The 24,921-nt window shown below is 63.0% G+C and carries 25 protein-coding genes; 20 read left to right on the top strand and 5 right to left on the bottom strand.

Annotated elements, in window-relative coordinates; genetic code table 11:
* Positions 1 to 20 precede the first annotated feature (20 nt).
* The 8 genes from ACVC5H_RS14520 (at position 21) to ACVC5H_RS14485 (ending at position 6,293) form a co-directional block, all read left to right on the top strand.
* Positions 21 to 530, top strand: coding sequence for an OmpH/Skp family outer membrane protein (locus ACVC5H_RS14520; RefSeq protein ID WP_489618552.1), 510 nt, complete (start codon positions 21 to 23; stop codon positions 528 to 530).
* Between the two features lie 128 nt (positions 531 to 658).
* Positions 659 to 1,747, top strand: a complete 1,089-nt coding sequence (gene lpxD / locus ACVC5H_RS14515; protein ID WP_489618551.1) for a UDP-3-O-(3-hydroxymyristoyl)glucosamine N-acyltransferase — start codon at positions 659 to 661, stop codon at positions 1,745 to 1,747.
* Complete coding sequence (gene fabZ, locus ACVC5H_RS14510) at positions 1,740 to 2,204, top strand: 3-hydroxyacyl-ACP dehydratase FabZ (RefSeq protein ID WP_006462531.1); 465 nt, start codon at positions 1,740 to 1,742, stop codon at positions 2,202 to 2,204. The genes lpxD and fabZ overlap by 8 nt, the downstream gene beginning before the upstream one ends.
* Before the next feature lie 136 nt (positions 2,205 to 2,340).
* Positions 2,341 to 3,129, top strand: a complete 789-nt coding sequence (gene lpxA, locus ACVC5H_RS14505; RefSeq protein ID WP_489618550.1) for an acyl-ACP--UDP-N-acetylglucosamine O-acyltransferase — start codon at positions 2,341 to 2,343, stop codon at positions 3,127 to 3,129.
* A complete protein-coding gene (gene lpxB / locus ACVC5H_RS14500; protein ID WP_489618549.1) occupies positions 3,113 to 4,288 on the top strand; it encodes a lipid-A-disaccharide synthase in 1,176 nt (391 codons plus the stop codon). The genes lpxA and lpxB overlap by 17 nt, the downstream gene beginning before the upstream one ends.
* A gap of 60 nt (positions 4,289 to 4,348) precedes the next feature.
* The gene (rnhB, locus tag ACVC5H_RS14495; protein WP_489618548.1) at positions 4,349 to 4,981 is read left to right on the top strand and encodes a ribonuclease HII; all 633 of its coding nucleotides are present in this window, start codon (positions 4,349 to 4,351) and stop codon (positions 4,979 to 4,981) included.
* 11 nt (positions 4,982 to 4,992) lie between these two features.
* Positions 4,993 to 5,784 carry a TrmH family RNA methyltransferase gene (locus ACVC5H_RS14490; protein ID WP_489618547.1) on the top strand — a complete coding sequence of 264 codons (792 nt, stop codon included), beginning with the start codon at positions 4,993 to 4,995 and terminating at the stop codon, positions 5,782 to 5,784.
* Positions 5,785 to 5,798: 14 nt separating this feature from the next.
* Positions 5,799 to 6,293, top strand: coding sequence for a DUF6314 family protein (locus ACVC5H_RS14485; RefSeq protein WP_489618546.1), 495 nt, complete (start codon positions 5,799 to 5,801; stop codon positions 6,291 to 6,293).
* Here ACVC5H_RS14485 and ppsR read toward each other — a convergent pair.
* Positions 6,274 to 7,128, bottom strand: coding sequence for a posphoenolpyruvate synthetase regulatory kinase/phosphorylase PpsR (ppsR, locus tag ACVC5H_RS14480; RefSeq protein WP_489618545.1), 855 nt, complete (start codon positions 7,126 to 7,128; stop codon positions 6,274 to 6,276). The two genes, ACVC5H_RS14485 and ppsR, sit on opposite strands and share 20 nt — an antisense overlap.
* A 48-nt stretch (positions 7,129 to 7,176) precedes the next feature.
* Here ppsR and ACVC5H_RS14475 point away from each other — a divergent pair, with 48 nt between their 5' ends.
* The 5 genes from ACVC5H_RS14475 (at position 7,177) to ACVC5H_RS14455 (ending at position 12,803) form a co-directional block, all read left to right on the top strand.
* Positions 7,177 to 7,482: a hypothetical protein gene (locus tag ACVC5H_RS14475; RefSeq protein WP_489618544.1), complete on the top strand. Its 306-nt coding sequence runs from the start codon at positions 7,177 to 7,179 to the stop codon at positions 7,480 to 7,482.
* Between the two features lie 10 nt (positions 7,483 to 7,492).
* Positions 7,493 to 9,847, top strand: coding sequence for a phosphoenolpyruvate synthase (gene ppsA, locus ACVC5H_RS14470; RefSeq protein ID WP_489618543.1), 2,355 nt, complete (start codon positions 7,493 to 7,495; stop codon positions 9,845 to 9,847).
* Positions 9,848 to 10,146: 299 nt separating this feature from the next.
* Positions 10,147 to 10,581 (top strand): NfeD family protein, encoded by a 435-nt coding sequence (locus ACVC5H_RS14465; RefSeq protein ID WP_489618542.1) that lies wholly within the window; start codon positions 10,147 to 10,149, stop codon positions 10,579 to 10,581.
* A 50-nt stretch (positions 10,582 to 10,631) separates the two neighbouring features.
* A complete protein-coding gene (locus ACVC5H_RS14460; protein WP_489618541.1) occupies positions 10,632 to 11,543 on the top strand; it encodes an SPFH domain-containing protein in 912 nt (303 codons plus the stop codon).
* Positions 11,544 to 11,546: 3 nt separating this feature from the next.
* The gene (locus tag ACVC5H_RS14455; RefSeq protein ID WP_489618540.1) at positions 11,547 to 12,803 is read left to right on the top strand and encodes a serine hydrolase domain-containing protein; all 1,257 of its coding nucleotides are present in this window, start codon (positions 11,547 to 11,549) and stop codon (positions 12,801 to 12,803) included.
* Between the two features lie 87 nt (positions 12,804 to 12,890).
* Here the strand turns inward: ACVC5H_RS14455 and ACVC5H_RS14450 are convergent, their stop codons facing one another.
* Entirely contained in the window at positions 12,891 to 14,318 is a 1,428-nt protein-coding gene (locus tag ACVC5H_RS14450; protein ID WP_489618539.1) for an ATP-binding protein, read from the bottom strand.
* 1 nt (position 14,319) lies between these two features.
* The gene (locus tag ACVC5H_RS14445) at positions 14,320 to 15,009 is read right to left on the bottom strand and encodes a response regulator (protein WP_489618538.1); all 690 of its coding nucleotides are present in this window, start codon (positions 15,007 to 15,009) and stop codon (positions 14,320 to 14,322) included.
* Between the two features lie 368 nt (positions 15,010 to 15,377).
* On the opposite strand from ACVC5H_RS14445, the gene ACVC5H_RS14440 reads away from it, so the two are divergent.
* On the top strand, positions 15,378 to 16,094 hold the full coding sequence (locus ACVC5H_RS14440) for a hypothetical protein (protein ID WP_489618537.1): 717 nt from the start codon (positions 15,378 to 15,380) through the stop codon (positions 16,092 to 16,094).
* A gap of 42 nt (positions 16,095 to 16,136) precedes the next feature.
* The gene (locus ACVC5H_RS14435) at positions 16,137 to 17,705 is read left to right on the top strand and encodes a tetratricopeptide repeat protein (protein WP_489618536.1); all 1,569 of its coding nucleotides are present in this window, start codon (positions 16,137 to 16,139) and stop codon (positions 17,703 to 17,705) included.
* A gap of 79 nt (positions 17,706 to 17,784) precedes the next feature.
* Here the strand turns inward: ACVC5H_RS14435 and smpB are convergent, their stop codons facing one another.
* Positions 17,785 to 18,234 carry an SsrA-binding protein SmpB gene (smpB, locus tag ACVC5H_RS14430; protein ID WP_008328521.1) on the bottom strand — a complete coding sequence of 150 codons (450 nt, stop codon included), beginning with the start codon at positions 18,232 to 18,234 and terminating at the stop codon, positions 17,785 to 17,787.
* A 67-nt stretch (positions 18,235 to 18,301) separates the two neighbouring features.
* Between smpB and ACVC5H_RS14425 the strand changes: the two genes are divergently transcribed.
* From ACVC5H_RS14425 to ACVC5H_RS14405, 5 genes are all read left to right on the top strand, one after another.
* A complete protein-coding gene (locus ACVC5H_RS14425; RefSeq protein ID WP_489618535.1) occupies positions 18,302 to 18,733 on the top strand; it encodes a type II toxin-antitoxin system RatA family toxin in 432 nt (143 codons plus the stop codon).
* Positions 18,726 to 19,031 carry an RnfH family protein gene (locus tag ACVC5H_RS14420; protein ID WP_489618534.1) on the top strand — a complete coding sequence of 102 codons (306 nt, stop codon included), beginning with the start codon at positions 18,726 to 18,728 and terminating at the stop codon, positions 19,029 to 19,031. Before ACVC5H_RS14425 ends, ACVC5H_RS14420 begins: the two co-directional genes overlap by 8 nt.
* A 135-nt stretch (positions 19,032 to 19,166) precedes the next feature.
* On the top strand, positions 19,167 to 20,636 hold the full coding sequence (guaB, locus tag ACVC5H_RS14415; protein ID WP_489618533.1) for an IMP dehydrogenase: 1,470 nt from the start codon (positions 19,167 to 19,169) through the stop codon (positions 20,634 to 20,636).
* A 105-nt stretch (positions 20,637 to 20,741) separates the two neighbouring features.
* A complete protein-coding gene (gene guaA, locus ACVC5H_RS14410; protein WP_259434987.1) occupies positions 20,742 to 22,334 on the top strand; it encodes a glutamine-hydrolyzing GMP synthase in 1,593 nt (530 codons plus the stop codon).
* Positions 22,335 to 22,515: 181 nt separating this feature from the next.
* Complete coding sequence (locus tag ACVC5H_RS14405) at positions 22,516 to 23,223, top strand: hypothetical protein (RefSeq protein ID WP_489618532.1); 708 nt, start codon at positions 22,516 to 22,518, stop codon at positions 23,221 to 23,223.
* Between the two features lie 4 nt (positions 23,224 to 23,227).
* On the opposite strand, the gene nadB is transcribed toward ACVC5H_RS14405, so the two are convergent.
* Positions 23,228 to 24,832 carry an L-aspartate oxidase gene (gene nadB / locus ACVC5H_RS14400; RefSeq protein ID WP_489618531.1) on the bottom strand — a complete coding sequence of 535 codons (1,605 nt, stop codon included), beginning with the start codon at positions 24,830 to 24,832 and terminating at the stop codon, positions 23,228 to 23,230.
* Positions 24,833 to 24,921: the final 89 nt, after the last annotated feature.

Raw genomic sequence — 24,921 nt, 5'->3', positions numbered from 1 at the left:
GGAGAGTAATCTTGAAGTTCATGACCAAATCGTTCCTGTCCCTGCAGACCCTCGTGATGGCGGCCTGCCTGTTGAGCTTTGCCCCTGCCCACGCGCAGGAAAGCTCCAAAATCGCTTTCGTGAGCACCGAGCGCATCTTCCGCGAAGCGGCGCCTGCCAAGGCAGCCCAGGCCAAGCTGGAAGCCGAGTTCGCCAAGCGCGACCGTGACCTGCAAGACATGGCCGCACGCCTGAAGGCCCAGTCCGACAAGCTGGACAAGGATGCTGCCGTGCTGTCGGACTCCGACCGCGCCAAGCGCCAGCGCGACCTGTCCGATCTGGACAAGGAATTCCAGCGCAAGCAGCGCGAATTCCGCGAAGACCTGAACCAGCGCCGCAACGAGGAACTGGCCGTGGTCCTGGAACGCACCAACAAGGTGATCCGCCAGATCGCCGAAGCCGAGAAGTACGATATCGTCTTCCAGGAAGCCGTCTATGCTTCCAAGCGCATCGACATCACCGACAAGGTGCTCAAGGAACTGGCCAAGTAATTGCCGTATTGCCGTGCGGGCGCAGGGTGGCAACACCCTGCGCCCGCATGTCGCTTCAGGGGCTGCCATGCTGGTGGCCTTTGTTTTACCGTCACACCAAGCAACGCCTATCATACGGAAAAGCCAAGATGAGTATTCGACTGCAGCAACTGGTCGAGCGCCTGGGTGGACAGTTGAAGGGTGATGGGACCATCGCGGTCCAGGGCATCGCGCCGCTGGACGCCGCAGGTGCCAGCCACATCACCTTCCTCTCCAATCCCAAGTTCCGCGCACAAGCAGAGCAGACCCAGGCGGCGGCGCTGATCCTGTCCGAGGCTGACGATGCCCAGGTGCAGGGCTACGCCGGCGCCCGTATCGTTACCCGCAACCCCTACGCCTATTTCGCCCGTGCTGCCCAGTTGTTCCAGACCGAGGCCGAAGTTCGTGCTCCCGCCGGCATCCACGCGAGCGCCGTAGTCGATCCTTCTGCCCAGGTGGCCGCCGATGCCGTGATCGGACCGCTGGTGGTGATCGAGGCGGGTGCCGTCATCGGCGCCCGTGCCCGCATTGATGCCGGCAGCTTCATCGGTCACCATGCCAAGGTCGGCGAAGACACCCATTTCCACGCCCGTGCCACCCTGCATCACGCCTGCGAGATCGGCGCACGCGGCATCGTCCACTCGGGCGCGGTGATCGGCGCCGATGGCTTCGGTTTCGCCAACGAAGCCGGACAATGGATCAAGATCCCCCAGGTGGGACGCGTCATGATCGGTGATGACGTCGAAATCGGCGCCAACACCACCATCGACCGCGGCGCCCTGGCCGATACCGTGATCGAGGAGGGCGTCAAGCTCGACAACCAGATCCAGATCGCCCACAACTGCCACATCGGCGCACACACCGCCATCGCCGCCTGCGCCGGTATCGCCGGCAGCGCGAAAATCGGCAAGTATTGCTCCATCGGCGGTGCCGCCATGATCCACGGCCACATCACCATCGTCGACAAGGTGCACGTCTCGGCCGGTACGCTGGCCTTGCGTTCCATCCTGGAGCCGGGGCAGTACACCGGCTTCTACCCCATCACCGAACACCGCGACTGGGAAAAATCCGCTGCATTGGTGCGCAATCTGGGCACGATGCGTGAGAAAATCCGGGCGTTGGAAAAATCGCTTAAAACATTGACACAAGAACAAGCAGGCCAAGCCTCGCTTTCAGAGAATCAAGAAGAGAATGAATAGCCTCGACATCAATCAAATCAAACAGTACCTGCCGCACCGCTATCCGCTGCTGCTGGTTGATCGCGTGCTGAACTGGGAGAGCGGCAAGACGATCACCGCCATCAAGAACGTGACCGTAAATGAAGAATTCTTCAACGGCCACTTCCCGCACAAGCCGGTGATGCCGGGCGTGCTGATGATCGAGGCACTGGCCCAGACGGCCGCGCTGCTGTCCTTCCTGACCGAAGGTCGCAAGCCGGATGAAAACACCGTGGTCTATTTCGTCGGTATCGACAATGCCCGCTTCAAGCGTCCGGTGGAGCCGGGCGACCAGCTGAAGATGGAAGTGGAAATCACCCGCCGTGCCCGTGGCATCTGGAAATACCGTGCCGTGGCCACCGTGGATGGCCAGGTGGCCGTGGAAGGCGACCTGATGTGCACCATGCGCAGCGCCGCCGACGCCAGCCAGAGCGCCTGAGTGCAGGCCAGCCTGCAAGGCTTGACGCATCAAGCCAGGCCCGGTGGCGATCGGCAAGATCGCGCCGGGCCTGATTCATTGTGCAGATTGCTTCATTGCAAGATGTGCAACCAGTGAACTTACCGAAGCACAGGACATGTCCAAGATCCATCCAAGCGCAGTGATTGCCCCCGGAGCGCAGATCGACGAATCCGTCGAGATCGGCGCCTATGCCGTCATCGGCCCTGACGTGCGCATCGGCGCGGGCACCCGCATCGGCCCCCACGTGGTGATCGAAGGCCACACCACCATCGGCCGCGACAACGAAATCTTCCAGTTCGCCTCCATCGGCGCAGCCCCGCAGGACAAGAAGTATGCGGGTGAGCCCACCACCGTGGAGATCGGCGACCGCAACACCATCCGCGAATTCGTCACCTTCAATCGCGGCACCGTCCAGGATGCCGGCGCCACCCGCATCGGCAACGACAACTGGATCATGGCCTACGTCCACCTGGCCCATGATTGCCAGCTGGGCAGCCATATCATCCTGGCCAACAATGCCACCCTGGCCGGCCACGTGCATCTGGGCGACCATGTTTTCCTGGGCGGTTTCACCACCGTGCACCAGTTCTGCCACATTGGCGCCCATGCCATGACGGCCTTTACCGCCGCTGTGAGCCAGGACGTGCCACCCTTCGTGACGGCCGCGGGCAACCGTGCGGTACCCGCCGGCATCAACAGTGAAGGTTTGCGCCGCCGTGGTTTCACCAGCGAGCAGATCATGGAGATCAAGCGCGCCTACAAGGTAATCTACCGCGCCAATCTGCCACTGGAAGAAGCCAAGCAGGAGCTGGCGGAGATGGAAGCCAAGTCGGCCCACAGCGCCGAACACATCCGCCTGCTGCGCGAATTCATCGAGGCTTCGGCCCGTGGCATCATCCGCTGACATCACGCGCCGCCAGTCGATTGCACTGGTGGCCGGAGAAAGTTCGGGCGACCTGCTGGGCAGCCGCCTGCTGGCCGGCGTGCGCGAGCGCCTGCCCGACGTGCGGCTGCACGGCATCGGCGGCGAGCACATGATGGCGCAGGGCTTCACCAGCGACTGGCCGATGGACAAGCTGACGGTACGGGGCCTGTTCGAGGTGATTCCACGCTACCGCGAGATCAAGGGCATCCAGGAAACGCTGCGCGACAAGCTGCTGGCGGATCGTCCAGATGTCTTCGTGGGCGTCGATTACCCCGGCTTCAACCTGGGCCTGGAAGAACAGCTCAAGAACGCCGGCATCCCGACCATTCATTTCATCGGCCCGCAGATTTGGGCCTGGCGTGGCTGGCGCATCAAGAAGATCCAGCGGGCGGTGTCGCACATGCTGGTGATCTTCCCGTTCGAGGAAAATCTCTATCGCCAGGCCGGCGTGCCGGTCACCTATGTGGGCCACCCGCTGGCCGAGGTGATCCCGCTGCAACCCGATACCGAGGGTGCGCGCCAGCGCCTTGGCCTGACCGGGCCGGGGAGGGTGGTGGCAATTCTGCCGGGCAGCCGCATGAGTGAGCTGAAGCAGAATGGCGAAGGTTTCCTGGCGGCGGCACGGCTGTTGCGGCAGCGCGATCCGCAATTGCAGTTCGTCACGCCCATGGCGGGCGACCGTCAGATGGCCTTCTTTGAGGATCAGATTCGCCAGGGGGGATATGAAGATCTTGGCATCAGCGTGATCCGTGGCCAGTCGCATGGCGCCATGGAAGCCTCGGACGCGGTGCTGGTGGCTTCCGGAACCGCCTCGCTGGAAGTGGCGCTGTACAAGAAGCCGATGGTGATCTCCTACAAGGTCAACTGGGCCTCGTACCAGATCATGCGGCACATGGCCTACCAGCCCTGGGTCGGCTTGCCCAACATCCTAGCGCGCGACTTCCTGGTGCCGGAACTGCTGCAGCACCAGGCCACGCCCGAGGCGCTGGCCGATGCCATGTGGCACCAGCTGGAAGACCATGCGCACCAGCAGCGCCTGGCAAGGCGCTTTGCCGACCTGCACCAGTCGCTCCTGCGCGATACCAGCAGGGAGAGCGCCAATGCGGTATGTGAAGTCATTGGCGCGCGGCGCCGCTGACTTGCCGGCAAGAAGGATCGCTGCGGCGATCCGTTTGAAAGTTTGATGAAGGAATTTGCTATGCCCAAGGCGGTCCCCCAGACCCTGGCTTTGTTTGACGACTATACCGGAGAGATCATCTGCGGGGTCGATGAGGCCGGCCGTGGTCCGCTGGCCGGGCCGGTCTTTGCGGCCGCCGTGATCCTCGATCCGGCGCGTCCGGTCAAGGGCCTGCGCGATTCCAAGAAGCTCTCCGAAGCCGCGCGCGACAGCCTGGCGCTGGAAATCAAGGAAACAGCCCTGGCCTGGGCCATTGCCTCCTGCAACGAGCAGGAGATCGACGAACTCAACATCCTGCACGCCAGCATGCTGGCCATGCGGCGCGCGGTGGAAGCGCTCTCCACGCTGCCCACACTGGCCCTCATCGACGGCAACCGCTGCCCGGTCATGAGCATCCGCTCCGAAGCCATCGTCAAGGGCGACGACAAGGTGCCCGCCATCTCGGCCGCCTCCATCCTGGCCAAGACGGCGCGCGACGCCGCGCTGATGGTCTTGCATGACACCTATCCGCATTACGGTTTCGACCGCCACAAGGGATATCCGACGCCGCTGCACCTGGAAATGCTGCGCCTGCATGGCGTCTCGCCGGTCCATCGCCGCTCCTATGCGCCGGTCAAGGCTTTGCTGTCGGGCCAGACGGTGGTGATGGCATGAGCGAGACAGGCATGAAATTGATCACCTCCAAGGACAACCCGGTCTTCAAGGACCTGAAGCAACTGGCCACCAGCAGCCAGGCCCGCCGGCGCGGCGGCCAGAGCCTGCTCGATGGCGTGCACCTGGCGCAGGCCTGGCTGCAGCATCGCGGCGCACCGCAGGTGTGCGTGGTGGCCGAGAGCGCCCAGTATCACCCTGAAGTGGCGCCTATCCTGACGCAATGTGAAGCCTTGCGCGCGCAGTGCCTGGTGCTGGCCGACAAGCTTTATGACGCCATCAGTACGGTAGAAAACGGCGTGGGCTTGCTGTTGCTGGTGAGTACGCCCGAGCCGGTGGCGCCGACTTCATTGAAGGAATCGGCGGTGTTGCTGGATGGCCTGCAGGACCCTGGCAATCTCGGCTCCATCCTGCGTAGCGCAGCTGCGGCGGGCGTAAAGCAGGTGTTCTGCTCGCCGGGTACGGCGGCGGCCTGGTCGCCCAAGGTCTTGCGTGCCGGCATGGGCGCGCACTTCGTGCTGGACATCTTCGAGAACGCCGATCTGGTGGCCCTGTGCGCCGCCAGCCGCATCCCCTTGCTCGCGACCAGTTCGCACGCAGCCCAGACCATCTATGACTGCGACCTGTCCGGCCCGGTCGCCTGGCTGCTGGGGCATGAAGGGCAGGGCGTGTCGCCGGCCTTGCAGGATGCGGCCACGCATGAAGTGGTGATCCCGCATCTGGGCGAGATGGAATCGCTCAACGTGGCCGCCGCGGCAGCGGTCTGCCTGTTCGAACAACTGCGCCAGCGCACCGTCGGGCGCTGACGGCGGCGCCGACCATGGCAGTCTTCCCGCCACGCGACATGGCCGCCATGGCCGACTACTTCCTGGGGGAGTGGATCTTCACCCGGACCATCTGGGAGGGCAGCGATATCCCCCAAGCCACGGCCACCGGTGAACTGAGCTTCACTAACGGCACATTGCCGGGCCAACTGATCTATCGTGAACACGGCCAGTTGCGCATGAGCAGCGCGCCTGGTCGTCTGATCCCGTTTTCCCGCCTCTTTGACTATCGCTTCGGCCCGGAGCGCCTGGCGGTGCTGTTCGCCGACGGCGAGCGCGTCGGCCAGCCTTATCAGGATTACCTGCTGCAGAGGCAGGCGCTGGTGCCGGCCGCCGATCACCTGTGCGGCCCGGATTGCTATACGGCGGTGTATACAGCCCATAGTGAAAATTCCTTCACCATGGAGACGTCCATCCAAGGCCCCAGGAAGCGCACCCGCGTGCGCACTGAATTTTCTCGCCGATTTTCGGTCAGCGCGTCTCCAGCTTGATCTCCTGCAGGATGGTGGCGGCGATTTCCTCGATGGACTTGGTGGTGGAGGACATCCAGCGGATGCCTTCGCGCCGCATCATCTTCTCGGCCTCATTGATTTCATAGCGGCAATTTTCCAGCGCGGCGTACTTGCTGCCGGGACGGCGCTCGTTGCGCACTTCGGAGAGGCGTTCGGCGGCGATGGTGAGTCCAAAGATCTTCTTCTTGTGCAGCACCAGCCCGCTGGGCAGCTTCTCGCGCTCGAAGTCTTCCGGAATGAGCGGATAGTTGGCGCACTTGATGCCGAACTGCATGGCCAGGTACAGGCTGGTCGGGGTCTTGCCCGAGCGCGACACGCCCACCAGGATCACGTCCGCTTCCGACAGGTTCTTGTTGGATTGCCCGTCATCGTGCGCCAGCGAGAAATTGATGGCCTCGATGCGGTTGCGGTATTCCTCCGAATCGGTGGTGTTGTGACTGCGGCCGATGGTGTGGGTGGACTTCATTTCCAGCTCCTGCTCCAGCGGCTCCACGAAGGTCTGGAACAGGTCCATGTGCATGGCCTTGGCGCGGCGGATCACCGAGGACAGCTCGGACTTCACCAGGGTCGAGAAGACGATGGGCAGCTTGCCATCCACCGCATAGGCTTCGTTGATCTTGCGGGTGGCGTCGTGAGCCTTTTCCAGCGTATCGATGAAGGGCAGGCGTACCTGCTTGAAGCGCAGCTCGAACTGGCTCAGCACCGAGTGTCCAAAGGTCTCCGCCGTGATCCCGGTGCCGTCGGAAACGAAGAACACCGTACGGTTGGCGGCCAGGAGAGGGGACGGGTGCGGGATCGGCATGGGGTCGAGCATGTATTGTCTTTTGGAAAATAGAAAAAGTATTGGGTGCTACGAACAAAAATGATTTCACGCGGTACAATGCTTGGCAACAATTTCGAGAAGCCCATCTTGATGACCATCATGCCGCTGCGCAATTTGCCCGAGTTCCTGATGATGTTTGCACTGGCAAACGTCCTCGGTAGCTGCGCGCGCCGGATGCTGTCCCTGGGCTGGTCCTCGAAGCCGCACCTGCTGCCGCAACCGTCGCAGAATAACAAAAATAAACCGACCCATGCCGCACCCGCGAAGATTTCTTATCATCAAGCTAGGGGTTGTCATGTCCAACGCAGTAAACACCCAGGGGGCAGTATACGTAGCCTCCTTTGAAAATCTTCGCATGACGGACGTCGAGTCCGTCGGTGGCAAAAACGCATCGCTGGGTGAAATGATCTCCCAGCTGGCAGGCGCGGGCGTTCGCGTGCCGGGCGGTTTCGCCACGACTGCGCAAGCTTTCCGCGATTTCCTGGAGCACAGCGCCGATGGCGGCCCGACCCTGGCCGCTCGTATCGCCAAGCGTCTCGAAGGTCTGGATATCGATGACGTGCGTGCACTGGCGCAAGCCGGCGCCGAGATCCGTCAATGGATCGTCGAGACGCCGTTCCAGCCGCGCCTGGACCAGGAAATCCGTGCCTTCTACGACAAGCTGGTGGCCGATTCGACCGCCGAGATGTCCTTCGCCGTGCGTTCCTCTGCCACCGCGGAAGACCTGCCCGACGCGTCCTTCGCCGGTCAGCAGGAAACCTTCCTGAACGTGGTGGGCATCGACAACGTGCTCGAAGCCATGAAGCACGTCTTCGCCTCGCTCTACAACGACCGCGCGATCTCCTATCGCGTGCACAAGGGCTTCACCCACGCTGAGGTGGCGCTGTCGGCTGGCGTGCAGCGCATGGTCCGTTCGGACGTGGGTGCGGCTGGCGTGATGTTCACCATCGATACCGAATCCGGCTTCAAGGATGTGGTCTTCATCACCTCCAGCTATGGCCTGGGTGAAACCGTGGTGCAGGGCGCCGTCAACCCGGACGAATACTACGTCCACAAGCCCATGCTGGAACTGGGCAAGCAGCCGGTGATCCGCCGCAACCTGGGTTCCAAGCTGATCAAGATGGAATTCACCGGCGAAGCCAAGGCCGGCCGCTCGGTCAAGACCGTGGATGTGCCGGTGGAACTGCGCAACCGCTATTCCCTGACCGATGCCGAAGTGGTGGAACTGGCCAAGTACGCCACCATCATCGAGAAGCACTACCAGCGTCCGATGGACATCGAATGGGGCAAGGACGGCCGCGACGGCAAGCTCTACATCCTGCAGGCCCGTCCGGAAACCGTGAAGTCGCAGCAAAAGGCCACCGATGCCCAGCAGCGCTTCAAGCTCAAGAGCTCCGGCACCGTGCTGGCCACCGGCCGTGCGATTGGCCAGAAGATCGGCGCCGGTCCGGTGCGCGTGATCAACGATCCCGCCGAAATGGAACGTGTGCAGCCCGGCGACGTGCTGGTGGCCGATATGACTGATCCCAACTGGGAACCGGTCATGAAGCGCGCCTCGGCCATCGTCACCAACCGTGGCGGCCGTACCTGCCACGCCGCCATCATCGCCCGTGAACTGGGCGTGCCGGCCGTGGTCGGCTGCGGCGATGCCACCGACGTGTTGAAGGACGGCACCCTGGTGACCGTCTCCTGCGCCGAAGGCGACGAAGGCAAGATCTATGACGGCCTGCTGGAAACCGAAGTGACCGAAGTGGCCCGTGGCGAACTGCCCCCGATCCCGCTGAAGGTGATGATGAACGTGGGCAACCCGCAACTGGCTTTCGACTTCCAGTCGATTCCCAACGGCGGTGTGGGTCTGGCGCGTCTGGAATTCATCATCAACAACAACATCGGCGTGCACCCCAAGGCCATCCTGGAATACCCGAACATCGACGCTGACCTGAAGAAGGCCGTCGAATCGGTGGCCCGTGGCCATGCCTCGCCCAAGGCCTTCTATGTCGACAAGCTGGCCGAAGGCATCGCCACCATCGCGGCGGCCTTCTGGCCCAAGCCGGTGATCGTGCGCCTGTCGGACTTCAAGTCCAACGAGTACAAGAAGCTGATCGGCGGTTCGCGCTACGAGCCCGACGAAGAAAACCCGATGCTGGGCTTCCGTGGCGCGGCGCGCTACCTGGCCCACGACTTCGCCGAAGCCTTCCAGATGGAATGCCAGGCCATGAAGCGTGTGCGTGAAGACATGGGCCTGACCAACGTCGAGGTGATGGTGCCCTTCGTGCGTACCCTGGGCCAGGCCGAGAAGGTCATTGGTCTGCTGGGCAAGTATGGTCTCAAGCGTGGCGAGAACGGCCTGCGCGTCATCATGATGTGCGAAGTGCCTTCCAATGCCATCCTGGCCGATCAGTTCCTGGAGCACTTCGACGGCTTCTCCATCGGTTCCAACGACCTGACCCAGCTGACCCTGGGCCTGGACCGCGATTCCGGCATGGAGCTGCTGGCGGCTGACTTCGACGAGCGTGATCCGGCCGTGCAGGCCTTGCTGACCAAGGTCATCGCCACCTGCCGCGAAAAGGGCAAGTACGTCGGCATCTGCGGCCAGGGCCCCTCGGACCATCCGGACTTCGCCGAATGGCTGATGGAACAGGGCATCGAGTCCATCTCGCTGAACCCGGATACCGTCATCGACACCTGGCAGCAGCTGGCCAAGAAGTGATGAAGCTTTAAGCGTCACTGAAGACGGTCTTCAAAAGAAGTGGAAGGCGCGGGCAGAAATGTCCGCGCCTTTGTTTTAAGAACTCATTTCACCAATAGGCGTGAGCGCGAGCGGCCCGTTTGGGCGAATTGCTGCGTTACGAATTAGGGTCAAGACGCCCAGTCTTGACCCTAATTCGCGCCTTGCACTTCATCCCAAACGGACTCGCTCACACTCACGCCTATTGGTGAAATGAGTTCTATTTTCCCAAGCTGCGGTAGACTTGCCGTGTTTGCAGTTTTCTTCATGGGGATTCAACAATGACGGACTGGTCACTCTGGCTGGTGCTGGCCGGCGGGCTGCTGGGTGCAGAACTCTTCACAGGCACCTTTTACCTGCTCATGATCGCGCTGGGCATGGCGGCCGGTGCCATCGCCGCGTGGGTCGGGCTGATGCTGGAGTGGCAGTTGTTGGTAGCGGCCGTCGTGGGTGTATCCGCCGTGCTGGGCTTGCCCCGCAGTCCTTATGGCCGCCTGCGCCGCAGCAGCGCCAATGACGATCCCAATCTCCTGCTGGATATCGGCCAGAGCATCGAGGTGCCGGCCTGGCAAACCCATGGCGACCAATACCTTGCCCGCGTGCCGTATCGCGGGGCGCAGTGGGATGTCGAGCTCCTGCCCGGCCATCATGCGTTGCCGGGCAGCTACGTCATCCGCGAAATCCGTGGCAGCCGCTTGCTGGTGGCGCCGCGCTGATTTGACTGATTCTCACCGCTTTCTTCCCCCCTCGTTTTCAGGAGAATTCCATGCTGGGTAGCGTTACTCTGGTCATTTTCTTCCTCGCCATCGTCTTCGTCGTGCAGACGGTCAAGGTGGTCCCGCAGCAGCATGCCTGGGTGGTCGAACGTCTCGGCAAGTACCACGCCACGCTGGCGCCGGGCCTCAACATCGTGGTGCCCTTCATCGACCGCGTGGCCTACAAGCACGTGCTCAAGGAAATCCCGCTGGACGTGCCGCCGCAGGTCTGCATCACCAAGGACAATACGCAATTGCAGGTCGATGGCATCCTGTATTTCCAGATCACCGATCCGATGCGCGCCTCTTACGGTTCGTCCAACTACATCGCCGCCATCACGCAACTGGCCCAGACCACGCTGCGGTCGGTGATCGGCAAGATGGAACTGGACAAGACCTTCGAGGAGCGCGACCACATCAACACCGCCATCGTCAGCGCCATCGATGAATCGGCCGAGAACTGGGGGGTGAAGGTGCTGCGCTACGAGATCAAGGACCTGACCCCGCCCAAGGAAATCCTGCACGCCATGCAGGCCCAGATCACCGCCGAGCGCGAGAAGCGCGCCCTGATCGCCGCCTCCGAAGGGCGCAAGCAGGAGCAGATCAACATCGCCACCGGTGAGCGTGAAGCGGCCATCGCCCGTTCCGAAGGCGAGAAGCAGGCTTCCATCAACCGCGCCCAGGGCCAGGCTGCCGCCATCCTTGCGATTGCCGAAGCCAGCGCCGAGGCCATCCGCAAGACGGCCGCCGCAATCGAGCAGCCGGGCGGCTCCGATGCCGTCAACCTGAAGGTGGCCGAGCAGTACGTGGAGGCCTTCAGCAAGCTGGCCAAGACCAACAATTCCATCATCGTGCCGGCCAACCTGTCGGACATGAGCGGGCTGATCGCCTCGGCCCTGCAAGTGGTGAAACAACAGAAATAAGCCATGCGCCCACGTTTCATGCCCGTTCTCATGGTCAAGCTACTGGCGGCTGGCCTGGTTTTCATGGCCGTTTGCGCTGCTGCGCAGGATGTTGGCGAGTCCACCTTGGCCGAACGCGTCGACCAGCAGATGACGCAATTGCTCGCCCACTATCCGGTGCCGGGGGCCAGCATCGCGATTGCCTACCAGGGCAAGCTGGTCTATCAGCGCGGTTATGGCATGGCGGTGACCGAAACCAATACGCCCGTGACACCCATCACGCGTTTTCGTATCGGCAGCGTCTCCAAGGCGGTGACGGCGGTGGCCGTGCTCAAGCTGTTCGAGAAGGAGTTGCCGCAGGCGCTGGATCGCCCGGTGTTCGGACCGGAAGGCTTGCTGCCGGATGCGGCCTATCCCGATTTCGCCCAACCGCTGGATCAGCGGGTGCTGAAGATCACGCTGCGCGACCTCCTGCAGCACACCAGCGGCTGGGGCGGCAGCGACTACGATCCGCAATACGATCTGGTCAACATCGCCAAGGCGCGCCAGGTGCCGGCTCCGGCCTCGGCGCACGACGTGATGGCCTACGTGCTCAAGCAACGCCTGCTGGATGCGGCGCCCGGAAGTGAATATTTCTACAGCAATTTCGCCTACAACGTCCTGGGCCGCATCATCGAGCAGAAGTCTGGCATGCCCTACGAACAGGCGGTGCAGACGCTGGTGTTCCAGCCTTCCAAAGTGGAGGACACCGCCATCGCCGGCGACCGCCGCATCGAGCGCGCGGCCAACGAGACCGTCTACTACGATGACCCGCGCTGGCCTGCCGTGGCCGACCGGGATGGCAGCGGGGCCACCGGTCCGGAATCCTATTCGGCGCTGCACTTCCAGGCCATGGACGCCACCGCCGGCTGGATCGCGACGGCCACCGACCTGGTGCATTTTGCCGATGCCACGCTGGGGCGCGGCGTGCCCGCCTTGCTGCAGCCGCAGACCCTGGCGCTGATGAAACAGCGCAATCCCGCCCAGGCCGAGAACAACTATGGCCTGGGCTGGGTCGTCACCCGCAGCAATGGCGTGGAGATCCTCTCCCACAGTGGCGCACTGACTACCGGCACCTATGCCTACCTGCAGTGGCGCGCCGATGGCTGGACCTGGGCCGTGCTGATGAACCGCTTGCCGATTCCCTATCCGCCCGAGCAGGGCGTGACCGAGCTGCAGGCTTTCCAGGTGGCGGTGCAGCGCGGGCTGATGAATGCCATCATCAATCCGGCTGCGCCTTGAGACAGGTCACCAGCGCGTAGTAAATGAAAAGCCCCGTCCGGCGCGAAGCCGGACGGGGCTTGGTTTTATGGATGCCGGTCGGGGCGTTCAGCTCTCCAGCGTTTCTCCGCGCGCCGGCTCGTCGGCCATGAAGGGAAGCGTAATGTCCACCCGCAGCCCGCCATCGCGCCGGTTGGCGGCGCGGATGAAGCCCTGGTGCGCCTCCACGATGCGGCGGGCAATCGACAGGCCCAGTCCGTGGCCGGCACTGTTGCTCTTGGTGCGGCTGCTGCGGAAGAACAGTTCGAAGATGCTGTCCATTTCTTCCTCCGGTACGCCCGGCCCGCGATCCAGGATGGACAGGTGCAGCAGCTTGTTGTCCTCATCGATCTCGGCCACGACCTGTACTGCCGTTTCGGGGGCAGTGTGCTTGATGGCGTTGCGCAGGACGTTTTCGATGGCGCGGTAGAGCAGTTCCGGATTGCCCTTGACCTGCACCCGGCAATCGATGCTGCTATCGACGTGCTTGCCCAGCGCATCGGCCTCGAAGCGGGCGTCATTGATCATGTCGGCCAGCATGGACTGGATGGCGATGGCTTCTTCCATCGAACCGGGGACGTTGGCTTCCAGTCTCGAGAGGGTGAGCAATTCGCCCACCAGCTTGTCCATGCGCACGCTTTCGCGTTCGATCCGTTCCAGCGTCAGTTCCAGCTTGTCCTTGTCCTGCACCCGCGCCAGGCCGATGGCCATCTGCAGCCGTGCAATCGGCGAGCGCAGTTCGTGCGAGACATCGTGCAGCAGGCGGCGCTGGCTTTCCATCAGGGTGCGCAGCTTGGCCGTCATGGCATCGAAGTCGCGGCCGAGGTCGGCCAGTTCGTCATTGCGGGCGCTCATGACCGGTTCCAGCTCCAGGTCCAGGTTGCCGTTGGCGGCCTGGTTGAAGGCGTTCTTGAGATGCCGGATCGGGTGCGAGAAATACCACGCCAGCAGCAGCGCAAACACCAGGCTGGCCAGCAGCGCCACGGCGATGGGCATGGTCGGGAAGAACAGCGGCTTGGGACCGCGCTCCCTTATATAGTGAGGTTCCCGTCCTCCTCCCATGCCGCCGGGTGGCGGCGGTCCGAACTCGTCATTGGGCGTGGGAATGAACATCAGGTAACTATGGCCGTTGGTGGCCTTGACCAGCTCCACCACCCGGCGTTCGCGCTCGGTCTCCAGCATGTGGCGCGCCTGCTCCACCAGATGGGGCGAGACCTCGCGGCCCATCAGGTCCTGGTTGTCTTCATCGACGGCATACAGCTGCAGGCGATGCGGACGGCCCTCGTTGATCAGGCTGCGCAAGGCTTCCGCGCCACCGAACTGCAAGGTGGCGGCGGCCGAGCGGATCATGAAGGAAGCCGGCGGACTGACGTCGATCTCGGAATTGCGGTTGCTGCGTTCCAGGTTCTCGATCCAAAACAGCACGCCCACGCCGAAGGTGGCGGTGATCTGGGCGATCGCGATGAAGAAGAAGAACTTCCAGAATAACCGGCCCACTTTATTCCTTGATGAACTGGTAGCCCAGGCGGTAGACGGTCTGGATGCAGCTCTTGTCACTGCCCAGCGCGGCGATCTTCTGGCGGATGCTGGAGAGGTGGACGTCGATGTTGCGGTCAAAGCGCGCCAGCGGACGGCCCAGGCCCTGTTCGGACAAGGTTTGCTTGCTGACCGGCTTGCCGGCATTGCGGGCCAGCACTTCGAGCAGGTTGAATTCGCTGCTGGTCAGTTCCAGCGGACGGCCGTTCCAGGTGGCACGGCGCTGTTCCGGCCACATCGACAGGGCGCCGACGGCCAGGGGCGAATAGGGTGCCTGCTCGTTGTTTTCGGCGGAGGCACGACGCAGGATGGCGCGGATGCGGGCAGCGATCTCGCGCGGAGTGCAGGGCTTGGGCACGTAGTCGTCGGCGCCCAGTTCCAGGCCGATGATGCGGTCGGTGTCATCGCCCTTGGCGGTGAGCATCACGACCGGCATGTTGCTCTTGGCGCGGATACGGCGCAGGGTATCGACACCGTTCAGGCGCGGCATCATCACGTCCAGCACGGCAATGGCGTACTGGCCGGTGAGCGCTTCGGCGGCACCGACTTCGCCGTCATAGGCGACGTTGACTTCGAATTTTTCTTGCTCCAGGTATTCCTTGAGCATGTCGACGAGTTCCACGTCGTCGTCGATCAAAAGCACTTTAGACATTGCTGCATTCCATTCTCGAATTGCCCTGCCTCCAGGCCGCAGGGCGTCGGCAGCCCGTAATATGCCGTAAAAGGTTTTGCAGAAGTGTTTCAGGCGATCTTTACATTTGCATCTTTACATTCATTTACCGCTGAGCCCTGCGTCTTGAAAACCTCATCAATTCGCATTTTGTGTAACAAGACTTCATGACTGCCCTGAGGCAACCCGCGTCGGGGCTGGCCGGGGGCAGGCAGGCGGGGAGAGGTGATTAACCGACATTTACGATTATTTACGCTATTGGAGCTAACTTAACACGTCTTGATGTCCGATACTTTTGACATTCACAAGGGGGCGGCGCATGGGGCGTCGCGCATAATAAGGAGTCTGTCATGGCCATCAGCAGTGTATCGTCCAGCAACTTCAGTCTTGCCGACCTCTCGGCGCTGTCCGGCACCAGCGGTTTTTCGACCAGCGCCGTGCCGCGCATGGATGCGCCCCCGCCGCCTCCGCCTGGCGACAAGAGCGGCGGCCTGATCGGCGCGCTCAAGGATATTCTGGCGTCGCTGGGCGTGGATCTCGATGTCAGTGCGACCAGTGCCACCACTTCGGCCACTTCGGCGACCTCGGCCTCCTCCAGTAGCATCTCGGCTGCCAACGTCGACTCCAAGCTGGATGTCTTCCTGCAGCAACTGATGCAAGCCCTGAAGAGCCAGCACACCCCGCCACCAGGACCGCCGCCCGACAGCCCGGCATCGTCCTCCACCGACAGCACCAGCAGCGTTTCAGCCACCAGCGACGCCAGCAGTACCTCCAGCACGGATGCCACGGCACGCTCCTACACGCCCGGCGGCCGTCCGCCGCCACCGGGCGGTGGCCTGGAAGCCGATCTTCAGAGTCTCATCGCCAGCCTCTCCGGGACCAGCAGCGGGACCGATTCAGGTTCCGGCGATGGCACGGTGTCCTCGCTGCAAAGCGCCTACAGTGACCTCTTGAGTTCGCTGGGCGCCTCTTCGAGCACGACCTCGCTCTCGAGTTTCCTGCAGAGCCTGCAAAGCAAGCTGGCAGCGGGCAAGACCACCGGCAACCTGGTCGACACCACGGCGTGAGGGCAGTTCGGAAGGGGCAGTGGCCATGCTAAGCTGCCGCCCATGAATGCTCCCGACCCCGCCCTCCTGGCGCGCATCATGGGCCTGATGTGCGAGGCCATCGCCCTGCGTGGCGCCCACCAGCCCGTGGCCGCCCTGGCCGCACTGGACCAGGCGCTGCTGCTGGATGCCGGTTTCCTGCCCGTGCACATGCAGCGCGCCGGTCTCCTGCAGGAGACCGGAGAACTTGCTGCTGCGGCAGCCGCCTATGCCGCCTGCCTGGACCTGGTGCCGGACTACGACGAGGCGCGCGTAGCGCATCGCGCCGTTCTGGAACAATGGGCCGGCGCGCTCGCACAAGAAAGCGCGCCGCGCCCGGATCAACTCGTCACGCTTGCGCGCCTGCACTTCCAGCTCGACCAGCCGCGCCAGGCACTGGCCGCCATCGAACGCGCGCGCCCGCTGGCGACGCTGGACGAACAGGCCCTGCACGCAGACATCCTGTTGCGCCTGAACCGGCATGAGGAGGCGCTCGATTGCTATCCCGCCGAGCCCGCCAGTGACGAGGCGCGCGCCCTGATGGCCTTCAACCGCGCCGACATCCTGCGCCGGATGGGCCGCATCGAGGCGGCGCAGGCCGGATATGAAGAAGCCTTGCGCTGGATTCCCGACTTTCCGCAAGCCCGCGTGGGGCTTGCCCATATGCTGCTCACGCGCGGGGACTACGCCCAAGGATGGCGCGCGCATGAAGCGCGCTTCCAGATTCCGGAACTGGCGCGCAATGCCATCGCCAGCCCTAGTCCACGCTGGCAACCCGGTGAAGCGGTGCGCGGCAAGCACGTGCTGCTGTGGGCCGAACAAGGGCAGGGCGATTGCCTGCAATTTGCGCGCTACTTGCCGCTGGTGGCACAGCAGGCAGCGCAGGTCACGCTGTGTGCCCCGGCGGGCTTGCTGGCGGTGCTGGCACCATCGTTTCCGCAGGCGCGCTGCGTGGCCCATGTCGCTGAAGCCGGGCCGCACGATTGCCATGCTTCCCTGCTGAGCCTGCCGCTCCTGCTGGATCTGCCGCATCCTCGCCAGGGGCCGCAGGCACCTTATCTGCAGGTGGATACGGCGTGCCTGCAGCAATGGCAGCAGCGCCTGGCGGAGACGTCCGAGGCATCGCCGCGCCGTCCGCGCATCGGGCTGGCCTGGGCCGGGCGCCAGTACGCGACGCCCCATCCCAGCCGCGACGTACCGCTGGCCGAGTTGCTGCCCTTGTTTGAATTGCCGGTGGATGTCATCAGCCTGCAGCTGGAGATCCCGCAGGCCGATCAGGCCATTCACCAGGAACTGGGCAGCAGGCTGCAGACCTTCCCCCTGGCCGACTGGGGCGACTCCGCCGCGCTGGCCTGTGCACTGGACCTGGTGATCAGTGTCGATACCGCCGTGGTACACCTGGCCGGCGCGTTGGGCTTGCCCTGCTTCCTGCCGCAGCGGCTGGAAGGCGAGTGGCGCTGGGGTGTGGAGGGTGCCGAGAGCGTGTGGTATCCGTCGGTAAGGCTGTTCCGCCAGCAGCAGCGCGGGCAGTGGGGCAGTGTGGTGGAGGAGCTGGTGGCGGCTTGCCGCGCCAGGTTTGCTGACTGGGTTTAGCGGTCCTGCACAAGCAGCGCACATGAAAACGGCTGCCCGAGGCAGCCGTGGTCGCAGTGAGGGGGAGTGCAGGAAGGGATCAGCGACGGTGCTGCTTCATCGCCGTCTGGATTTCACGCTGGCTGTCGCGCTGCTTTTCGGTCTCGCGCTTGTCGTGCTGCTTCTTGCCCTTGGCCAGGCCGATGTCGCATTTGACGCGGCCTTTGCTGTAATGCAGGTTCAGCGGCACCAGCGTATAGCCGGAACGTTCCACCTTGCCGATCAGTTTGCTGATTTCAGCGGCATTCAACAGCAGCTTGCGGGTGCGCGTGGTTTCCGGATGCACGTGCGTGGAGGTGCTGGTCAGCGCACTGATGTGGCAGCCGAACAGGTAGACCTCGCCATTGCGCACGATCACGTAGGCCTCCTTCAGTTGTACGCGGCCGGCGCGGATCGATTTGACTTCCCAACCTTGCAAGACGAGGCCTGCTTCGAATCGCTCTTCGATGAAGTAATCGAAAAAGGCCTTTTTGTTATCAATAATGCTCATCTAAATAAAAATTCGTCTCGTCGGTTAAAATTGTGCCTTTGCGATTTTATCAAACGGATCACCCTCGATGGCAGTCGTACACAAAACCGTCCTGATCAACTATAGCGCGGAACAGATGTTCAACCTGGTCGACAAGGTTGAGGATTACCCTGAATTCCTGCCCTGGTGTGGCGGTGTCGAGGTGTCTGAACGCAGTGATCAAAGCCTCACGGCCAAGATCAAGATCAATTATCACGGCCTCAAGCAATCCTTCAGCACCCAGAACACCAATGTGCGCCCGACCGGCATGACCATGCGCCTGGTGGAAGGTCCGTTCAAGCACTTCGAAGGCCGCTGGACCTTCAAGCCGCTGCGCGAGGATGCCTGCAAGATCGAATTCGACATGGAATATGAATTTTCCAGCCGCATCCTGGAAGGGGTGATCGGGCCGGTCTTCAGCATGATCGCCAACAGCTTCGTCGATTCCTTCTGCAAGCGCGCCGAACAGATATATGGCTGACCCTGCCTTTTTGCAAGTCCAGCTCTGCTATGCCGCGCCCGGGCTGCAGATCCTGAAGGACCTGCAGGTCGCTCCCGGCAGCACCATCCAGCAGGCCATCCTGGAGAGCGGCCTGCTGCGGGAACAGCCGGCCATCGACCTGTCGGTCTGCAAGGTGGGTATCTTCGGCAAGGTCAAGACGCTGGAGACGGTGCTGCGCGAGCGTGACCGCATCGAAATCTACCGGCCGCTCATCGCCGACCCCAGGCAATCGCGCCGCCGCCGTGCCGCGCACCGGGAGCACGCGGACCGCCCGTGAGCGGCCGACGTGTGGCCCCGTCCTCAATCCCAGCCTTCCGGCATTTTTACGACGCCCGGAGGGAGAAACGCAAGTAGAGCAAGACGCGCGATCAGCTTTTCTGTATAATTCGCTTTTGCGCCTATAGGAAACACTATGCGTCTTCTCCAAAAAGCACTCACGTTCGATGATGTGCTGCTCGTTCCGGCCTTCTCGGACATCCTCCCCAAAGATACTTCCCTGACCACGCGTCTGACGCGCAACATCTCGCTGAACATTCCGCTGGTCTCGGCGGCGATGGACACTGTGACTGAAGCCCGTCTGGCCATTGCCATGGCGCAAGAAGGCGGTATCGGCATCATCCACAAGAACCTGACGCCCAAGGAACAGGCGCGCGAGGTTTCCAAGGTCAAGCGCTTCGAATCCGGCGTGGTCCGCGATCCGATCACCATTCCCCCCACCATGAAGATCCGTGACGTCATCGCGCTGTCCAAGCAGCATGGCATTTCCGGCTTCCCGGTGGTCGAAGGCAAGGCGCTGGTGGGCATCATCACCAACCGCGACCTGCGCTTCGAAGAAGAACTGGACGCTGAAGTCCGCTCCAAGATGACCCCGCGCGAGAAGCTGGTCTACGTCAAGGAAAACGGCTCCAGCGCCGATCCCGAAGAGGCCAAGCGCCTGATGAACAAGCACCGCCTGGAGCGCGTGATGGTCGTCAACGATGCCTTCGAGCTACGCGGCCTGATCACCGTCAAGGACATCGAGAAATCCACCGAACACCCCTTCGCCTGCAAGGACGTGCACGGCAAGCTGCGCGTAGGCGCGGCCGTTGGCGTCGGTCCGGACAATGACGAGCGCATCGAACTGCTGGTCGCCGCTGGCGTGGACGTGATCGTGGTCGATACCGCCCACGGCCACTCCGCAGGCGTGTTGAACCGCGTCAAGTGGGTCAAGACCAAATACCCGCACGTCGAAGTCATCGGTGGCAACATCGCGACTGCAGCCGCCGCCAAGGCGCTGGTCGAGCATGGCGCCGATGCCGTCAAGGTCGGTATCGGCCCTGGCTCCATCTGCACCACCCGTATCGTTGCCGGCGTGGGCGTGCCGCAGATCTCCGCTATCGCCAACGTCGCCGAAGCCCTGAAGGGTACCGGCGTGCCGGTGATTGCCGACGGTGGTATCCGTTTCTCGGGCGACGTTGCCAAGGCACTGGCCGCCGGCGCTTCGGCCGTGATGATGGGCAGCATGTTCGCCGGTACCGAAGAAGCCCCGGGCGAAGTGATCCTGTACCAGGGCCGCAGCTACAAGTCGTATCGCGGCATGGGTTCGCTGGGTGCGATGGCTGACGGTTCGGCCGACCGCTACTTCCAGGATGGCGACAACACTGCCGACAAGTTCGTGCCGGAAGGTATCGAAGGCCGCGTTGCCTACAAGGGTTCCGTCGTTGCGATCCTGTACCAGCTGGTGGGCGGTGTGCGCTCCTCCATGGGTTACTGCGGTTGCGCCTCCATCGACGACTTCCGCGAGCGCGCCGAGTTCGTCGAGATCACCGCGGCCGGCATGCGTGAATCGCATGTCCACGACGTGCAGATCACCAAGGAAGCCCCGAACTACCGCGCCGAGTAAATTTCGATGCGGCCACAGCCCGACAGTCCATCGGCATCATGCCAGGCTGTCGGGCTGTTGACCTTTTCAGAAGTCCATTTTTAACGTAGCCAGACCTCACTGCCCATGTCCACGCATTCGCATTCGAAAATCCTGATCCTCGACTTCGGTTCCCAGGTGACCCAGCTCATCGCTCGCCGCGTGCGCGAAGCCGGTGTGTTTTCCGAGGTATTCCCGCATGACGTGACCGACGAGTTCGTGCGCAACTACGGCGCGGCCGGCGTCATCCTCTCCGGTGGCCCCAACAGCGTCACCGAAGGCGACACCCCGCGCGCCCCGCAAGCGGTCTTCGAACTGGGCGTGCCGGTGCTGGGCATCTGCTACGGCATGCAGACCATGGCCGAGCAGTTGGGCGGCAAGGTCGAGAACGGCCACCTGCGCGAATTCGGCTACGCCGAGGTGCGTGCCCACGGCCACACCAAGCTGCTGGACAACATCAGCGACTTCACCAACGCCCAGGGCCACGGCATGCTGAAGGTCTGGATGAGCCATGGCGACAAGGTCAACGAGCTGCCGGCCGGCTTCAAGCTGATGGCTTCCACCGGCAACTGCCCGATCGCCGGCATGGCCGACGAGGAGCGTCGCTTCTACGGCGTGCAATTCCACCCGGAAGTGACTCATACCGTGCAGGGCAAGGCCATGCTGGGCCGCTTCGTGCACGAGATCTGCGGTTGCCAGTCGGACTGGAACATGCCGGACTACATCGCCGAAGCCGTCGAGATGATCCGCCAGCAAGTGGGCAGCGATGAAGTCATCCTGGGCCTGTCGGGCGGAGTGGACAGCAGCGTGGCTGCTGCCCTGATCCACCGCGCCATCGGCGACCAACTGACTTGCGTGTTCGTCGACCATGGCCTGCTGCGCCTGGACGAAGGCAAGATGGTCATGGAGATGTTCGCCAAGAACCTGGGTGTGAAGGTGATCCATGTGGACGCCACTGCGCAGTTCATGGGTCATCTGGCTGGCGTGACCGATCCGGAAGCCAAGCGCAAGATCATCGGCCGCGAGTTCGTGGAGGTGTTCCAGGCCGAATCGGCCAAGCTGACCAGCGCCAAGTGGCTGGCCCAGGGCACCATCTACCCGGACGTGATCGAAAGCGCCGGCAAGGGCAAGAAGACCGCCCACACCATCAAGAGCCACCACAACGTCGGCGGTTTGCCCGAGACACTGAACCTGAAGCTGCTGGAGCCGTTGCGCGAACTGTTCAAGGACGAAGTGCGCGAACTGGGCGTGGCGCTGGGCCTGCCGCCGGAGATGGTGTATCGCCATCCGTTCCCGGGCCCTGGCCTGGGTGTGCGTATCCTGGGTGAAGTGAAGAAGGAATACGCCGACCTGCTGCGCCGCGCGGATGCGATTTTCATCGAAGAACTGCGCAATACGAAGGATGAAGACGGCCAGACCTGGTATGAAAAGACCAGCCAGGCGTTTGCCGTGTTCCTGCCGGTGAAGTCGGTGGGGGTCATGGGCGATGGCCGCACCTACGAATACGTGGTGGCTTTGCGTGCCGTGCAGACGCAGGACTTCATGACGGCGCACTGGGCGCATCTGCCGCATGAGCTGCTGGGGCGGGTGTCCAACCGCATCATTAATGAGGTGCGGGGCTTGAACCGGGTGGTGTATGACATTTCGGGGAAGCCGCCGGCGACCATTGAGTGGGAGTGATTGGAGGGGCGGTCCGCCCCGGCGTCCTGAAAGCTGCCTGCCGTGAAAAAACCCGCTTTTCAGCGGGTTTTTTCATATCAAGATGACGACATTACGCCGATATCGTTGGCGACATCCCCGTGAATCGGCATTTTCGGGCAAAGTCATGATCTCAATCCTTCATATCGCCCTTTAGCCCCCCATGTCTTCACCCCAAATCCACTTCCGCTGCGACCCCGCGCTGGCCGATCACCTGCCACACCCCTGTCTGGCGCGCGAGATGATCCCGGACTGGATCCGCAGCATGCCGGCCAAGGCCTTCTCCGCACTGCATGACCGCGATATCCGCACCGTCAAGCAATGTCCCCCCTTCATCGATGCGATGGCGCACGGCTTCATGATCCTGCTGCCTTGCGATGTGCACGTGGATAAAGGGACGTTCAGCTGGGATTGGCAAGCACCGGCGACCACCGTGGAAGGCCATCCGCGCGCACCGCTGAGTTTTCATCCGCCTGCCCAGGTCACGGGCACGCCCTTCGAACGAGGCGATGCGCTGGTGCTGAAGTTCAACAGCTTCTGGACCATCGAACTGGAGCCGGGCTGGTCATTGTTCGCCACCCATCCTGTGAACCGGCATGACCTGCCGTTCCGGCTCTTGTCGGGGCTGGTGGACGCGGACCATTTCCATGATGCCGGGATCAATTTCCCGGCCGTCTGGACCGATGAGGATTTTGTCGGCGTGCTGCCCAAGGGCATGCCCGTGGCCCAATGCATGGTGGTGCCGCGCGAACGGCCTGCGCTTCACTTCGATACGCTGGAAGGGGAATCGGCTGCCCGCTATAGCCAGACCGTCGCTGACGTGCTGGCCGCGCCCAACGTCTATCGCAAGCAGTATCGCCAGCGAAAATAAGCGCTCACTGACGTCCCGGCAGGATGGTCGGCGTGGCGCGCGGCAGGGTGCGCGGATAATCCTGGCTGAAGTGCAGGCCACGGCTTTCCTTGCGCATGAGCGCGCTGGAGACGATCAGTTGCGCTACATCCACCAGATTGCGCAGCTCCAGCAGATCGCGCGAGATGCGGAAGTTGGCGTAGTACTCGTCGATCTCTTCCTTGAGCAGCCGTATGCGATGCTGGGCACGCTCCAGGCGCTTGTCGGTGCGCACGATGCTGACGTAATTCCACATGAAGCGGCGCAGTTCATCCCAGTTATGGGCGATCACCACCTCTTCGTCGGCGTCGCTGACGCGGCTCTCATCCCATTGCGGCACCTCGGCGATGCGCCAGGTACCGCCTGACAACTCCCGTTCAATATCTTCGGCGGCCGAGCGGCCCAGCACCAGGCATTCCAGCAGCGAATTGCTGGCCAGGCGGTTGGCGCCGTGCAGGCCGGTGTAGGCCGTCTCGCCCACTGCATACAGGCCCGGCAGGTCGGTGCGGCCGGCCATGTCGGTGACCACGCCGCCGCAGGTGTAGTGCGCCGCCGGCACCACGGGGATAGGCTGGCGCGTGATGTCGATGCCGAACTCCAGGCAGCGCGCCTGGATGGTCGGGAAGTGCTCGGCAATGAAGGCCGGGCTTTGATGGCTGATATCCAGGTCGACATGATCCAGGCCTCGTTTCTTCATCTCGAAATCGATGGCGCGCGCCACGATGTCGCGCGGGGCCAGTTCAGCGCGCTCGTCATGGTCCGGCATGAAGCGCTGGCCTGCCACCGCGCCGGCCGAGGCCGGCAGCTTGAGCAGGGCGCCTTCGCCGCGCAATGCCTCGCTGATGAGGAAGGACTTGGCATAAGGGTGATACAGGCAGGTCGGATGGAACTGGATGAATTCCATGTTGGCCACCCGGCAGCCGGCCCGCCAGGCCATGGCGATGCCGTCACCGGTGGCCGAATCCGGATTGGAGGTGTACAGGTAGACCTTGCCGGCGCCGCCCGTAGCCAGCACTGTGCGCCCGGCAGCAATCGCCAACACCCGGCCGCTGGCGGTGTCCTGCACATGCACGCCCAGGCAGCGTGGCTCGGCCTTGGGGTCGAGCTTGCGGGCGTGGATCAGGTCGATAGCGCAGTGATGTTCCAGCAGGGTGATGTTGGGATGGGCGCGTACGCGCTGTTCCAGCGTCACCTGGACCGCGTGGCCGGTGGCATCGGCTGCATGGATGATGCGGCGCTGGCTGTGGCCACCTTCGCGCGTGAGGTGATAGCCCAGCTCGGCGCTGTCGTCGCGGGTGAAAGGCACGCCTTGGGCGATCAGCCATTCGATGGCCTCGCGGCCATGTTCGACGATATAGCGGGTGGCGCTTTCGTCGCACAGGCCGGCGCCGGCCACCAGGGTGTCGTCGATATGCTGGGCGTGGCTGTCGCCCGAATCGAGGACGGCGGCAATGCCGCCTTGCGCCCAGTTGCTGGCCCCGTCCAGCAGCTCGCCCTTGGAAACGACCACCACCTGGTACTTCTCAGCCAGATGGAGAGCTACGGAAAGACCGGCCAGACCGCTGCCGAGGATGGCGACATCACACTTCATGATCGTGAGCAAAGCTGCTGTTGTGGAGGGAGGCGATGATTATAACCACTCGCGGCCTGGATATTATTTATATCGTTTCCGGTGCCGGG

The organism is Herbaspirillum sp. Her3 (genome assembly GCF_057961275.1).
This window is presented reverse-complemented; position numbering and strand designations above follow the sequence as displayed.